We start from the raw sequence: 12,689 nt of genomic DNA on the forward strand, positions 1-12,689 counted from the left end.
GGGCGATGGACCGGATCGTGGTAAGGGGCAATGGCCCGCTGTCGGGGCAGATCCCCATCGCGGGCGCCAAGAACGCCTGCCTCGCGCTGATGCCCGCGACGCTGCTCAGCGACGAGCCGCTGACGCTGACCAACGCGCCGCGGCTGTCGGACATCCGCACCATGACGACGCTCTTGCAGTCGCTGGGCGCCGAGGTGCAGGCGCTGAACGAAGGCCGGGTGCTGGCGCTGTCCTCGCACGGGCTGAACAACCACACCGCCGATTACGACATCGTGCGCAAGATGCGCGCCTCGATCCTCGTGCTCGGGCCGATGCTGGCGCGGGACGGCCGCGCCATCGTCTCGCTGCCGGGCGGCTGCGCCATCGGGGCGCGGCCCGTGGACCTGCACCTCAAGGCGCTCGAGGCGATGGGGGCCGAGCTCGAGCTGCGCGACGGCTATGTCCACGCCGCGGCGCCGGGCGGGCTGAAGGGCGCGGTGATCGAGTTCCCGCTGGTGTCGGTCGGCGCGACCGAGAACGCGCTGATGGCGGCCACGCTCGCCAAGGGCACCACGGTGCTGAGGAACGCCGCGCGCGAGCCCGAGATCGTCGACCTCGCCCGTTGCCTGCGCAAGATGGGCGCCCGGATCGAGGGCGAGGGCACATCCGAGATCACGATCGAGGGCGTCGACCGCCTGCACGGCGCAACCCATCCGGTCGTGACCGACCGGATCGAGCTGGGCACCTACATGCTGGCCCCCGCCATCGCCGGCGGCGAGGTGGAGCTGATGGGCGGCCGGATGGACCTGGTGGCGGCCTTCGCCGAAAAGCTGGATGCCGCGGGCGTCACGGTCACGGAAACCGACCGCGGCCTCAAGGTGGCGCGGCAGGGCGGCCCGATCCGCGCCGTCGATGTCCGCACCGAGCCCTTCCCGGGTTTCCCCACCGACCTGCAGGCGCAGATGATGGCGCTTCTCTGCCTCGCCGAGGGCACTTCGGTGCTGGAGGAAACCATCTTCGAGAACCGCTTCATGCATGCGCCCGAGCTGATGCGCATGGGCGCGCGCATCGACGTGCACGGCGGCACCGCGCGGGTCACGGGCGTGCAGCGGCTCAAGGGCGCGCCGGTGATGGCGACCGACCTGCGGGCCTCGGTCTCGCTGATCCTGGCGGGGCTTGCCGCCGAGGGCGAGACGGTGGTCAGCCGCGTCTACCACCTCGACCGCGGCTACGAGCGGGTCGAGGAAAAGCTGGGCAATGTCGGCGCCCATATCGAACGGGTGAAGGGCGATGGGTGAGGACGCCCGCTTCGAGGACGCCCGCGGCGAGGGGCCGGTGGCGCTCCGCGCGCTGGATGGCGATGATGTCAAGGTTATCTCGACGCTGGTGCAGGACGCCATCTTTCCGATCGGCGAGATGCGCTGGGACCGCCGCCGCCGCCGCTTCGCGCTCTTGGTGAACCGCTTCCGCTGGGAGGACAGGGTGCCCGGCCGCGCGCCCGAGCGGGTGCAGGCGGTGCTGGCGATCGAGGACGCACTGCGCGTCTCGACCCAGGGCCTGGACCGTGGCGACCGCGACCTCGTGCTGTCGCTGCTCGCGCTCGACTGGGCGCCGGGCGAGGACGGCACCGGCACGATCACCCTCCTGCTGGCCGGCGACGGCGCCATCGCGGTCGAGGTCGAGGCGCTGGAGGTCACGCTGCGCGACGTGACGAAGCCCTACGCGGCCCCCTCGGGCAAGACCCCGAGCCACCCGGAATGACGATCCGCCGGCTCGGACCCGCCGACTGGGCGCGGTTCCGCGAGATCCGGCTGGACATGCTGCGCGCCGCCCCCCGGGCCTTCGGCTCCACCCACGAGGAATGGGCCGTGAAATCCGAGCGCGAGATCCGCGCCTGGCTGTCCGCCATGCACACGCTGGGCCTGTTCGACGGCGCCCGCCTCGTCGGCACCGCCAGCTTCGCCCGCCGCGGGGCCACCCGCGCCGCGCACCGGGCCGAGGTGATCGCCGTCTACCTCCGCCCCGAGGCGCGCGGGCAGGGCCGTGCGGTCGCCCTGATGCTGGCGCTGGCCGGGGCCGCCCGGGCCGAGGGGCTGGTGCAGCTGGAACTGGAGGTGGCCGACTGGAACGCGCCGGCCATCGCCGCCTACGAGCGCGCGGGGTTCCGCCGCGTGGGCGTGATGCCGCGCGCCATGCGCGACGGCACCCGCTTCACCGACGACCTGATCCTCGTGCGCGACCTCGACGCGCCCTGACGGGAGACCCGCCGCTGGCTCGCCTCGTCTACGCCATGAACGTGTCCCTCGACGGCTACGTCGACCACGACGCCTTCGGGCCCGGCGCCGAGCTGTTCGACCACTGGACCGCACAGGTCGCCCGTGCGGCGGGCTGCCTCTACGGGCGGCGCCTCTACGAGATCATGCGCTACTGGGACACGGACCAGACCGGCTGGACCGACCGGGAGCGCGCCTTCGCCGCGGCGTGGCGCGGCCAACCGAAATGGGTGGTGTCCCGCAGCCTTGCCGCGGTCGGGCCGAACGCGGCACTGGCGGGCCCCGACCTGCCCGGCTTCGTGCGGCGGCTCAAGGCCGGGCCCGGGGGCGAGATCGGCGTCGGCGGCCCGGACCTTGCCGGGCAGTTGTCGCGCCTCGGGCTCATCGACGAATACAGGCTCTACCTCCACCCGGTCGTGCTGGGCGGCGGGACGCCGTTCTTCGCCGGCCCGGTGCCGGCCCTGCGCCTCCTGTCCGGGCGGCGCTTCGGGGGCGGGGTGATCCGCCTTGCCTACGCCCCCGCCTGACCCCGCACCCGGCGGGGCCAGGACCGGGCGGTCACTGCTGCTGGATCGCCTCGAGGAAGGTCGCCAGCGCGAGGATGCGGCCCCGCACCATGACCTCGGCGCCGTAGTCGCCGGCCTCCGAGGCGGCACTCGCCTCGAAGCGGTCGCCCCAGACGGGCATCATGCTGCCATGGCCGCGCACGCCGGTGCGCCCGTCGATGACGTGGATGATGTCCAGCAGCGGGAACTCGCCGTTGTTGCCGGCCGAGATCGTGGTCAGGTCGGGCACCGCCACGCTCATGTATTCGGCCAGCGGCCCGTCGCCGTGGCCGGTCAGGCCGTGGCAGGTTGCGCAGGCGCGGGCGTATTCCTCGGCGCCGGCGGCCGATTGCGCCTGCGCCGCGCCGGCGGTCAGGGCCAGCGACACGGCGGCCATCAGACAGAACTTGGTCATGGGGTCCTCCTCCTCGGGCATCCCGGTTGCGTCTCGGCCCCTCCGTTTCCCGACGGCGGGACCCGCAGCCGCCATCCTAGGCGCCCCGCGGAACGGGCCATTGACGCCGGTCAACGCCCGCCCGGCGCGGCGGAATGGATGCTTCACCCGCGCGCCCGGAGAGGGTAGAGGGGGCGCGCGCGTGCAAGAATGGGACCCCTGATGCCAGTTTTCCTGAACAGCCGGGACGCGGATTTCGCCCCGCGCTTCGCCGCCCTTCTGGAGATGAAGCGCGAGGATGCGCCCGAGGTCGACGACATCGTCGCCGGCATCATCGCCGATGTCCGCAAACGCGGCGACGCGGCGGTGATCGAGCTGACCGAACGCTTCGACCGGCTGTCGCTCACGCCCGCGACGCTGGCCTTCAGCCCCGAGGAGATCGCCGCCGCGATCGACGAGGTGCCGGCGGCCGAGCGCGACGCCCTCGAACTGGCCGCCGAGCGCATCCGCGCCTACCACGTCCGCCAGCGCCCCGAGGACGCGCGCTGGACCGACCCCGAGGGCGCGACGCTGGGCTGGCGCTGGACGCCGGTGTCGGCGGCGGGCCTCTACGTCCCCGGCGGCCTCGCCTCCTACCCCTCCTCAGTCCTGATGAACGCGATCCCCGCCGCCGTCGCGGGGGTGGAGCGGCTGGTGATGTGCGCCCCCACGCCGGGGGGCCGCGTGAACCCGCTGGTCCTGCTGGCCGCCCACCTGTCGGGGGTCGAGACCGTCTACCGCATCGGCGGCGCGCAGGCCGTCGCCGCGCTGGCCTACGGCACCGCCACCATCGCGCCGGTGGACAAGATCACCGGCCCCGGCAACGCCTACGTGGCCGCGGCGAAACGCCGGGTCTTCGGCAAGGTCGGGATCGACATGATCGCCGGGCCGTCGGAAATCCTCGTGATCGCGGATGCCGACAACGACCCCGACTGGATCGCCGTCGACCTCCTGTCGCAGGCCGAGCACGACGAAAGCGCGCAGTCGATCCTCATCACCGACGACGAGGGCTTCGGCCGCGCCGTGGCCGCCGCCGTCGACAAGCGGCTGGAGACGCTGGAGCGCCGCGCCATCGCGGGGGCCAGCTGGCGCGACTACGGCGCCGTCGTCACCGTGCGCGATCTGGCCGAGGCGGCCGAGCTCAGCGACCGGATCGCGCCCGAGCACCTGGAGCTGTGCGTCGCCGACCCCGAGGCGCTCAGCGCCCGCATCACCCATGCCGGCGCCATCTTCCTCGGGCGCTGGACGCCCGAGGCGATCGGCGACTACATCGGCGGGCCGAACCACGTGCTGCCCACGGCGCGGTCGGCCCGCTTTTCGTCGGGTCTGAGCGTGCTCGACTTCATGAAACGCACCACGCTGGCGCAGATGACACCGGCGGCGCTGGCCGCCATCGGACCGGCGGCCGAGACGCTGGCGCGGTCGGAGAGCCTCGAGGCGCACGGCCTGTCCGTGCGGGCGCGGCTCGACCGGCTGAACCGGACCGCCGGGGACGGGGAGGGCGCATGACCATGCACATCAGCCAGATCGACATCGACATGGCGGGGATGCCCGCCCCCACCCCCGAGATCGAGCAGGAGCGCAAGGTCGCCATCTTCGACCTCTTGGAGGAAAACTCCTTCGCCATCCCCGACCGCGACGGCCGCGAGGTGCCGCCCGGCCCCTACCACGTGACCCTGGCGATCCGCGACAAGCGGCTGGTCTTCGACGTCAACACCGAGGACCGGCAGGACGCGGCCGAGTTCCACCTGTCGCTGTCGCCGTTCCGGCAGGTGGTCAAGGACTACTGGCAGATCTGCGAAAGCTACTACGACGCCGTGAAACGCCTGCCGCCCAGCCAGATCGAGGCCATCGACATGGCCCGCCGCGGCATCCACAACGAGGGCGCGCGCATCCTGCAGGAACGGCTCGACGGCAAGGCCGAGGTCGACACCGACACCGCGCGCCGCCTCTTTACCCTCATCTGCGTCCTGCATTTCGGGGGCTGAGGGGCGTCTTGTCGGCCGGTTTCCCCTCCTCGGTGCTGTTCTGTTGCGACCACAACGCGACGCGGTCCCCCATGGCCGAGGGGCTGATGAAGAAATTCTACGGCCACCGCGCCTACGTGCAGTCGGCCGGCGTCAAGAACGACCTGGAGATCGACGGATTCGCCGTCACCGTCTGCGCCGAGCTGGGCGTGGAGCTGCAGCGCCACCGCGTCCGCAGCTTCGACGAGATGGAGCAATGGGGCGACGACCTGTCGGGCTTCGACCTGATCGTGGCGCTGTCGCCGGCCAGCCAGCGCCACGCGCTCGAACTGACGCGCCATTTCCACCTGGATGTGGAATACTGGCCCATCCTCGACCCCACCGGGCTGGGCGAGACCCGCGAGGCCAAGCTCGCCGCCTACCGGCAGGCCCGCGACCAGATCATCGGGCGGATGATCGCCCGCTTCGGCGAACCGACCGAAACGGGCTGACCGCCGGCCCCCGGCGCGTCCTCAGCGGTCCAGCACCAGATGCGGGATGCCGTCCGACGTGCGCTCGTGCGAATGCCCTGCCGGTCCCACGTCCACGCGCACCCGTTTGCGAAAGTTCGAGAAACTGGCGAAGGTGACGACGTCCACCGCCTCGTCGAGATCGAGCACCAGCCGCACCCAACCCGGCCGTAGCGCCTCGACGGCAAGGACCGTCGCGGAAAACGGCTGCGACAGGTAGCGCCCGGTCACGCGGGCGCCGGCCTGCCACCCCTCCGGCCCGTTGCCGTGGATGGCGGCGGCCATCGCGTTCCAGTCGCGGAACCCATGCGCCTGGGCGACGATGTCCAGCGCGGTCCCGTGGGCAAGCGGCTGCCCGGCCGCAAGCCGCTCCTCGCGCAGGCGCTTGGCCGCGGCCTTGGCCTCGGCCAGCGTTGGCAGGTCGGGCTGCGTGCGGGATCGGGCGCCTGGCCCGTCAGTGTGATGTGTCGGATGGGATGACATGACCCCGTGATCCTCCTGGCTCGGGTCGCGCAAGGATTGGACGGGGCCCGCATTGCCATCCGCGCGACAGGTGCCGTGGATGAGATCGTTCGGTCGGAGGCAGAACTTCACCGTGACGGGATGTCGGCGGGCGGCGGGCGTCTGCGGCCTGGGGCGCGTCTAGGGCAGGGGCGGGGCCGCTGTCAAGCCGCGCGTCCGTGTCTTCCGTCCGCCGTGCAACGCACTTATGATCGGCTGCATGACCGATACCATCACCCTCATCACCCGCTACTACCGCGCCTTCAACGACGGCGACATCGACGGGATGATCGCCTGCCTCGCCCCCGACGTGGCCCACCACGTGAACGAGGGGCAGGTGCGCCGTGGCACCGTGGCCTTCCGCGCCTTCTGCGACCACATGGCCCGCTGCTACGCCGAGCGGCTGGACGACATGGTGATCATGGCCACCCCCGACGGCAGCCGCGCCGCGGCGGAATTCACGGTGCACGGGACATATCTTTCCACCGACAAGGGCCTGCCGCCCGCCCATGGGCAGGGCTACACGCTGCCCGCCGGCGGCTTCTTCACCGTGCGCGACGGGCAGATCGCCCGCATCGTGACCTACTACAACCTTGCCGACTGGATCGCCCAGGTCTCGGCATGAGCCTGGGCTTTCGCGACTACCGGGGCGCGGCCATCGCCGGGGTGGTCGACGACCTCGCGCGGCTGCGCATCGCGGTGTTCCGCGACTGGCCCTACCTCTACGACGGCGACCTCGACTACGAACGCGGCTACCTGGCCGGCTACGCGCAGGGCGACACGATCCTCGTGGCGGCCCATGACGGGGGGCGCATGGTCGGCGCCTCGACGGCCATGCCGCTGGCCGACCATGCGGAGGAGTTCGCCGGGGCGCTGTCGAACTTCACGCAGGACGTGAAGAACGTCTTTTATCTCGCTGAATCCGTTCTTCTTTCCGACTACAGAGGGCAGGGCGCCTACCGCGCGTTCTTTGCCCGCCGCGAGGCCCATGCCCGCGCGCTGGGGTTCACCCATGCCACCTTCTGCGGCGTGATCCGCCCCGACGACCACCCCCTGCGCCCCGCCACATACCAGCCCCTCGACCCGGTCTGGCGCCGCTTCGGCTACGCGCCGGTGCCCGGCGCCGTTGCGCGCTTCCGCTGGCGCGACATCGGCGCGGCGGAGCAGACCGAGAAACCCCTTCAGTTCTGGATCAAGCGCCTGTGAAGATCGCCGCCGCCGCCTATCCGCTCGACCCCGTCGCCAGCTTCGACGCCCATGCCGCCAAGATGGCGGCCTGGGTGGCGGACGCGCAGGCCGACCTCCTCGTCTTTCCAGAATACGGCCGGATGGAGCTGGCGGCGCTGGATGGCCCGGCCGCCGCCGCCGAGCTGGAGGCCAGCCTTCACGCCGCCGCGCGCCACGCGCCCGCCGCCGATGCGCTGATGGCGGATCTCGCCCGGAAACACCGCTGCCACATCCTCGCCCCCTCGGGCCCGGTCTGGGACGGCGGCGACCGCCCGGTGAACCGCGCGGGCCTGTTCGGCCCCGACGGGCCGCTGGGTCACCAGGACAAGCAGGTGATGACCCGCTTCGAGCGCGAGCACTGGCATGTCGTGCCGGGCGGGCCGCTCCGGGTGTTCGACACGCCCCTTGGCCGGCTCGGCGTCCTGATCTGCTACGACGCCGAATTTCCCTTGCTGGCCCGCAACTTGGCCGAACAGGGCGCCGAGATCCTGCTGGTGCCGTCCTGCACCGACGCGCTGGCGGGCTATTCCCGCGTCCGCATCGGCGCCATGGCCCGCGCGCTGGAAAACCAGTGCGTCGTGGTGCAGTCGCCCACCGTCGGCGATGCCCGCTGGTCGCCCGCCGTCGACGAGAACGTAGGCGCCGCCGCGATCTACGGCCCGCCCGACCTGGGCTTCCCGCCCACGGGCGTGATCGCCGAGGGCGCGCTGAACGCCCCGGGCTGGGTCCGGGCCGAGATCGACCTGTCCGCCGTCGCGCGGGTCCGGGCCGAGGGCGCCGTCTTCAACCACGCCCATTGGCCCGAAAGCGCCGCCCGCGCCGTGCAACGGGGCTGATGCGCAGTTTTGCCTTGAAAATCGACCCGACCGGGCGCATTTAGCGCCAGCCGCACCATGGGGGTGCGCAACCAAGGAGTGACCATGGCCAAGGAAGAAATGCTCGAATTTCCTGGTGTCGTGAAGGAACTCCTGCCGAACGCGACGTTCCGGGTCGAGCTGGACAATGGCCATGAGATCATCGCGCACACGGCAGGCAAGATGCGGAAGAACCGCATCCGGGTTCTGGCCGGCGACCGGGTTCAGGTGGAAATGACGCCCTACGACCTGACGAAAGGGCGGATCAACTATCGCTTCAAGTAGCGCGAAGCCGCGGCTTCGCGCCGTGCGGGTAAGCGTTTCGCGCCGCGCGCGGAATGCGGCCGGCACCCGGCTGGACAGGGCGCCATGGCACAGACACCCAGATTGATCCTCGGCTCGGGCAGCCCGCGCCGCAAGGAATTGCTGGCGGTGCTCGGGATCACCCCCAACGCCATCACGCCCCCCGACATCGACGAGGACCCGGGCCGGGGCGAGGTGCCGCGCGCCTATTGCGCCCGCGTCGCCCGCGACAAGGCCGCGGCGATCGCCGCCGGCCCCGACGACATCGTGCTCTGCGCCGACACCACCGTGGCCGTGGGCCGCCGCATCCTGGGCAAGCCCGCCGACGAGGACGAGGCGCGCCGCTTCCTCGACCTGCTGTCGGGCCGCCGCCACCGCGTCTACACCGCGCTGGCCCTGCGCCGGGGCGACCGGCTGTGGGAACGCGTGGTCGAGGCCCGCGTCGAGATGAAGCGCCTGTCCAGGGAGGAACGCGAGGGCTACCTCGCCACCGGCGACTGGCAGGGCAAGGCGGGCGGCTATTCCATCCAGGGGCCCGCGGGGGCGTTCATCCCGTGGATCTCGGGCAGCTACACCGCCATCGTCGGCCTGCCGCTCAGCGAGACCGCGGGGCTGTTGCAGGCGGCGGGATGGCCCGTCTGGAGGCAGCCATGAAGGGCCGCGTCGTTCTGCTGGATCATGTGGGCGGCCGCGCCGCCGCCGCCCTGATGGTCGACGGCCGGCTGGAGGACATCCTGATCGACCCGCCCGAGGGCGCCGCGCCGATGCCCGGCGCGATCTTCCGCGCGGTGGCCGACCGGCCGATGCCGGGGCAGGGCGGGCTGACCGTCTCGCTCGGGGATGAAAAGGGCTATCTGCGCGCGGGCAAGGGGATTTCGCCGGGCGAGCGCCGGCTGGTGCAGGTCGCGGGCACCGCCGAGCCGGGCAAGGCCGTGCCGTTGACGACGCGCCTGTTGTTCAAGAGCCGCTACGCCATCGTCACGCCCGAGGCGCCGGGGCTGAACATCTCGCGCCGCATCCGCGACGAGGCGGAACGCGACCGGCTGCTGGAAATCGCCCACGCCGCGATGGAGGGCGCGCCCGAGGGCCACGGGTTGATCCTGCGCTCGGCCGCCGAGGGGGTCGAGGACGACGCGCTCGCGGCCGACATCGCCGCCATGCGCGACCTCGCCGCCGCCGTGATGGCGGACACCGCGGGCGAGGCGGAATGCCTGGTCGACGCCCCCGACGCGCACGAGCTGGCCTGGCGCGACTGGGCCGACCCCGACCCCGACGAGGTGGTGGACGCGCCCGGCTGCTTCGAGACCCACGGCGTGGCCGACGCCATCGCCGAGGCGCTCGGCTCCCGCATCGCGCTGCCGGGCGGGGCCTTTGCGTTTGTCGAACCCACCCGCGCGCTGATCGCCGTCGACGTGAACACCGGCGCCGACACCTCGCTGGCCGCCGGGCTCAAGGCCAACCTGGCGCTTGCCCGCGCCCTGCCGCGGGTGCTGCGGGTCAAGGGGCTGGGCGGGCAGGTCACGCTCGACCTCGCGCCGATGCCCAAGAAGGACCGCCGCGTGATCGAGGACGCGCTGCGCCGCGCCTTCCGCGAGGACGGGGCCGAGGTGGTGCTGGCCGGCTGGACGCCGCTGGGCTGCTACGAGCTGCAGAAGAGGCGCGACCGGCTGCCGCTGGCGACCCTCTGGCCGGTGGGCTGAGGGCGCCGGGTGCGTCGGCGGTCTTCATGTTTCAGATGAAGATTGCGTCACAAGCGTTTGAGATTTTGTTGCTTCATGCCCCGCGCAGCATCGCCAGGATCGCCGGCGACGGCCGCCCGTCCACCGGCAGCCCCCGCGCCGCCTGGAAGCCGCGGATCGCCTCCTCGGTGCGCCGCCCGATCACCCCGTCCGGCGTGCCGGCATCGAAGCCCGCCCGGCTCAGCCGTTCCTGCAGCTCGCGCCGCTCGGCCTGCGTCAGCCCGGTCTCGTCCGGCCCGAAGCTCCGCGTCAGCGGGCCGCCACCGGCCAGCCGGTCGGCCATGTAGCCCACCCCGATGCCGTAGTTCGTGGATGGGTTGTAGCGCAGGATCACGTTGAAATTGTGATACAATATCCAGGCGGGCCCGCCCGCGCCCGCCGGCGCGTGGATCGCCGCCTCGCCCGGATCGGGCAGCGCGCCGCCCCGTGCGGGCCTTACCCCCGCCGCCGCCCAGGCGCTGACCGGCCGGCGCCGTTCGCGCCCCGTCGCGGCCGTGTCGAAGCCAGCGGGCAGGTGCACCTCCAGCCCCCAGGGCTGGCCGCGCCGCCAGCCGTGCCGGCGCAGGTATTCCGCCGTTGAGGCCAGCGCGTCGGTCGGGTCGTCGCCCCAGATCTCGCGCCGCCCGTCGCCGCCGAAATCCACCGCGTATTCCTCGTAGACCGTCGGCATCAGCTGGGTGTGCCCCATCGCGCCAGCCCAGCTGCCCACCATCCGGTCGGTCGTGGTGTCGCCCGCCTGCAGGATGCGCAGGGCGGCGACCAGCTGCGCCTCGAAGAACCGCCCGCGCCGCCCCTCCCAAGCGAGCGTCGAGGTGGCCGAGACCACCGGGATCTCGCCCAGCCGCGTGCCGAACCGCGTCTCCAGCCCCCAGACCGCGGCCAGCACGTTCTGGTCGACGCCGCTCTCCGCCTCGATCGCGGCCAGCACGGCCCGCTGCGGCCCGACGCGGCCCCGCCCGGTGGCCAGGTCGTCGTCCGAGGCGACCAGCGCCAGGTAATCCTCGGTCGAGCGGCGGAACTCGGTCTGGTTCCGGTCCCGCTCCACCACGCCCGGCAGGAAGCCCTGCCCGCGAAAGCCCCGGTCGAGCGTCTGCGCCGTGATCCCCTGCGCCAGCGCCCGCTGGCGGAAGGCGGTCACCCAGGCCTCGTAGTCCGGGTTCGGCTGCGGCCGGAATTCGGGCCCCAGCCCGCCCGCGTCGCCGCCGCCCCCTGCGGCCGGCATGCAGGCCGCCAGCCCCGCCGCGGCCCCGCCCGCCAGCACCGCCCTGCGCGTCGTTCCGGCCATCGCCCGCTCCCTCCCGGCTGTTCGATGTCCTTGCTACCGCCCCGCCCCCGCCCGCGGCAAGCCTGCGCCCGCCGCCGGTTGCACCCCGGCGGAGCCCGGCCGATACTGCGCCCGACGCCTGACCGACCGGAGCCCGCCATGACCTGCCCGATCTGCGGCAAGGAGACCGCCCCCAGCTACCGCCCTTTCTGCTCGCGCCGCTGCGCCGACGTGGACCTCGCGCGCTGGCTGACGGGCGCCTACGCGATCCCCGCCGACGCGCCCGAGGACGCCGACGCGGCGGAGCCCGCCGACACGCCGTCGCACCCCCCGCCGCACTGACCGCCGGGGGCCGAAAAAAGTGCCGCGTGCCCTATGGACAGGCCCGCGCAGAGGCCCTAGAACGCCGCTCACCCACGGGGCGCCACACAGCCCCCGAACCCGTGCCCGGGTAGCTCAGGGGTAGAGCAGTGGATTGAAAATCCTCGTGTCGGTGGTTCGATTCCGCCCCCGGGCACCACTAAAGCATCAATAGTTTGACGTGAACGCAGCTCTTCCGCGGGAGCTGGCCGGCGGTCGCCTCGATCGACCACGTTGGCGAGTCCATCAAAGAACAGGGGCCGCACCGGGACGGTGCGGCCAGCATCGGTTGGCCGGCGACGCGCGCCGTTGGCGGACGAAGAACGAAGTTGCTGCCGGACGCGCGCAACATCCACTGGAACTCGGACTTCACGAGCGAAAAGCGGAAAGAAGTGCGTCGGGTCTGTGTTCTGGCCGTGGTCGAAGACTGCACGTTGTGTTCCCGAACATCGGTGCTCGACGCACGATCTCACGCTCTTGGTGTCGGCGACACATCCGTCGGGCTTTGTCGCTTCTCATGGAGAGTTGGCCCAAGATCGCTGCCCTAATAGCTCACCAAGTTTTCGGCTGCGAATCCACAGTCATTCGGCGGCAACCCTACGTCTCCTAGGCTCCGGACTCAATTGATCCACCAGATGAAGGCTGCGGCGATCTGGGCGGCTGCGAGGAAGTTGCGTGCGAGCTTGTCATAGCGGGTTGCGATCCTGCGCCAGTCCTTGAGACGGCACCACATGC

The 12,689-nt window shown here is 72.0% G+C and carries 17 protein-coding genes, 1 tRNA gene and 1 pseudogene; 15 read left to right on the forward strand and 4 right to left on the reverse strand.

What is annotated here, in order from left to right; genetic code table 11:
• The first annotated feature begins 5 nt into the window (after positions 1-5).
• From murA to HCU73_RS05145, 4 genes are read left to right on the forward strand one after another with little or no spacing between them, the layout of a single operon-like run.
• The gene (murA, locus tag HCU73_RS05130) at positions 6-1,277 is read left to right on the forward strand and encodes a UDP-N-acetylglucosamine 1-carboxyvinyltransferase (protein ID WP_168622298.1); all 1,272 of its coding nucleotides are present in this window, start codon (positions 6-8) and stop codon (positions 1,275-1,277) included.
• Positions 1,270-1,740, forward strand: a complete 471-nt coding sequence (locus HCU73_RS05135; protein ID WP_168622299.1) for a DUF2948 family protein — start codon at positions 1,270-1,272, stop codon at positions 1,738-1,740. Before murA ends, HCU73_RS05135 begins: the two co-directional genes overlap by 8 nt.
• On the forward strand, positions 1,737-2,234 hold the full coding sequence (locus HCU73_RS05140; protein ID WP_168622300.1) for a GNAT family N-acetyltransferase: 498 nt from the start codon (positions 1,737-1,739) through the stop codon (positions 2,232-2,234). Before HCU73_RS05135 ends, HCU73_RS05140 begins: the two co-directional genes overlap by 4 nt.
• Positions 2,235-2,269: 35 nt before the next feature.
• The gene (locus HCU73_RS05145) at positions 2,270-2,779 is read left to right on the forward strand and encodes a dihydrofolate reductase family protein (protein WP_210730481.1); all 510 of its coding nucleotides are present in this window, start codon (positions 2,270-2,272) and stop codon (positions 2,777-2,779) included.
• 31 nt (positions 2,780-2,810) lie between these two features.
• On the opposite strand, the gene HCU73_RS05150 is transcribed toward HCU73_RS05145, so the two are convergent.
• A complete protein-coding gene (locus HCU73_RS05150; protein ID WP_239025433.1) occupies positions 2,811-3,212 on the reverse strand; it encodes a c-type cytochrome in 402 nt (133 codons plus the stop codon).
• A gap of 201 nt (positions 3,213-3,413) precedes the next feature.
• On the opposite strand from HCU73_RS05150, the gene hisD reads away from it, so the two are divergent.
• From hisD to HCU73_RS05165, 3 genes are all read left to right on the forward strand, one after another.
• Entirely contained in the window at positions 3,414-4,739 is a 1,326-nt protein-coding gene (gene hisD, locus HCU73_RS05155) for a histidinol dehydrogenase (RefSeq protein ID WP_168622301.1), read from the forward strand.
• Entirely contained in the window at positions 4,736-5,218 is a 483-nt protein-coding gene (locus HCU73_RS05160; RefSeq protein WP_168622302.1) for a UPF0262 family protein, read from the forward strand. Before hisD ends, HCU73_RS05160 begins: the two co-directional genes overlap by 4 nt.
• A 71-nt stretch (positions 5,219-5,289) precedes the next feature.
• The gene (locus HCU73_RS05165) at positions 5,290-5,688 is read left to right on the forward strand and encodes an arsenate-mycothiol transferase ArsC (RefSeq protein WP_239025434.1); all 399 of its coding nucleotides are present in this window, start codon (positions 5,290-5,292) and stop codon (positions 5,686-5,688) included.
• 21 nt (positions 5,689-5,709) lie between these two features.
• Here the strand turns inward: HCU73_RS05165 and HCU73_RS05170 are convergent, their stop codons facing one another.
• Positions 5,710-6,189: a glyoxalase superfamily protein gene (locus tag HCU73_RS05170; RefSeq protein ID WP_168622304.1), complete on the reverse strand. Its 480-nt coding sequence runs from the start codon at positions 6,187-6,189 to the stop codon at positions 5,710-5,712.
• A gap of 238 nt (positions 6,190-6,427) precedes the next feature.
• Between HCU73_RS05170 and HCU73_RS05175 the strand changes: the two genes are divergently transcribed.
• The 6 genes from HCU73_RS05175 to HCU73_RS05200 all read left to right on the forward strand — a co-directional run bounded on the left by HCU73_RS05175 (position 6,428) and on the right by HCU73_RS05200 (position 10,291).
• A complete protein-coding gene (locus HCU73_RS05175) occupies positions 6,428-6,832 on the forward strand; it encodes a ketosteroid isomerase-related protein (RefSeq protein WP_168622305.1) in 405 nt (134 codons plus the stop codon).
• Entirely contained in the window at positions 6,829-7,413 is a 585-nt protein-coding gene (locus HCU73_RS05180; protein WP_168622306.1) for a GNAT family N-acetyltransferase, read from the forward strand. The genes HCU73_RS05175 and HCU73_RS05180 overlap by 4 nt, the downstream gene beginning before the upstream one ends.
• Positions 7,410-8,270 (forward strand): nitrilase-related carbon-nitrogen hydrolase, encoded by an 861-nt coding sequence (locus HCU73_RS05185; RefSeq protein ID WP_168622307.1) that lies wholly within the window; start codon positions 7,410-7,412, stop codon positions 8,268-8,270. Before HCU73_RS05180 ends, HCU73_RS05185 begins: the two co-directional genes overlap by 4 nt.
• Positions 8,271-8,354: 84 nt before the next feature.
• Complete coding sequence (gene infA / locus HCU73_RS05190) at positions 8,355-8,573, forward strand: translation initiation factor IF-1 (RefSeq protein WP_043918791.1); 219 nt, start codon at positions 8,355-8,357, stop codon at positions 8,571-8,573.
• Between the two features lie 84 nt (positions 8,574-8,657).
• Positions 8,658-9,245: a Maf family protein gene (locus HCU73_RS05195; RefSeq protein WP_168622308.1), complete on the forward strand. Its 588-nt coding sequence runs from the start codon at positions 8,658-8,660 to the stop codon at positions 9,243-9,245.
• A complete protein-coding gene (locus tag HCU73_RS05200) occupies positions 9,242-10,291 on the forward strand; it encodes a ribonuclease E/G (protein ID WP_168622309.1) in 1,050 nt (349 codons plus the stop codon). Before HCU73_RS05195 ends, HCU73_RS05200 begins: the two co-directional genes overlap by 4 nt.
• A 73-nt stretch (positions 10,292-10,364) precedes the next feature.
• On the opposite strand, the gene HCU73_RS05205 is transcribed toward HCU73_RS05200, so the two are convergent.
• Positions 10,365-11,615, reverse strand: coding sequence for a lytic murein transglycosylase (locus tag HCU73_RS05205; RefSeq protein WP_168622310.1), 1,251 nt, complete (start codon positions 11,613-11,615; stop codon positions 10,365-10,367).
• A gap of 138 nt (positions 11,616-11,753) precedes the next feature.
• Here HCU73_RS05205 and HCU73_RS05210 point away from each other — a divergent pair, with 138 nt between their 5' ends.
• A complete protein-coding gene (locus HCU73_RS05210; RefSeq protein WP_168622311.1) occupies positions 11,754-11,936 on the forward strand; it encodes a DNA gyrase inhibitor YacG in 183 nt (60 codons plus the stop codon).
• A 103-nt stretch (positions 11,937-12,039) separates the two neighbouring features.
• Positions 12,040-12,114, forward strand: a tRNA-Phe gene (locus tag HCU73_RS05215).
• Between the two features lie 459 nt (positions 12,115-12,573).
• On the opposite strand, the pseudogene HCU73_RS05220 reads toward HCU73_RS05215, so the two are convergent.
• A pseudogene (locus HCU73_RS05220) lies at positions 12,574-12,689 on the reverse strand (IS5/IS1182 family transposase); the annotation flags it as partial.

This window comes from Roseicyclus persicicus (genome assembly GCF_012395815.1).
Classification (GTDB): domain Bacteria; phylum Pseudomonadota; class Alphaproteobacteria; order Rhodobacterales; family Rhodobacteraceae; genus Roseicyclus; species Roseicyclus persicicus.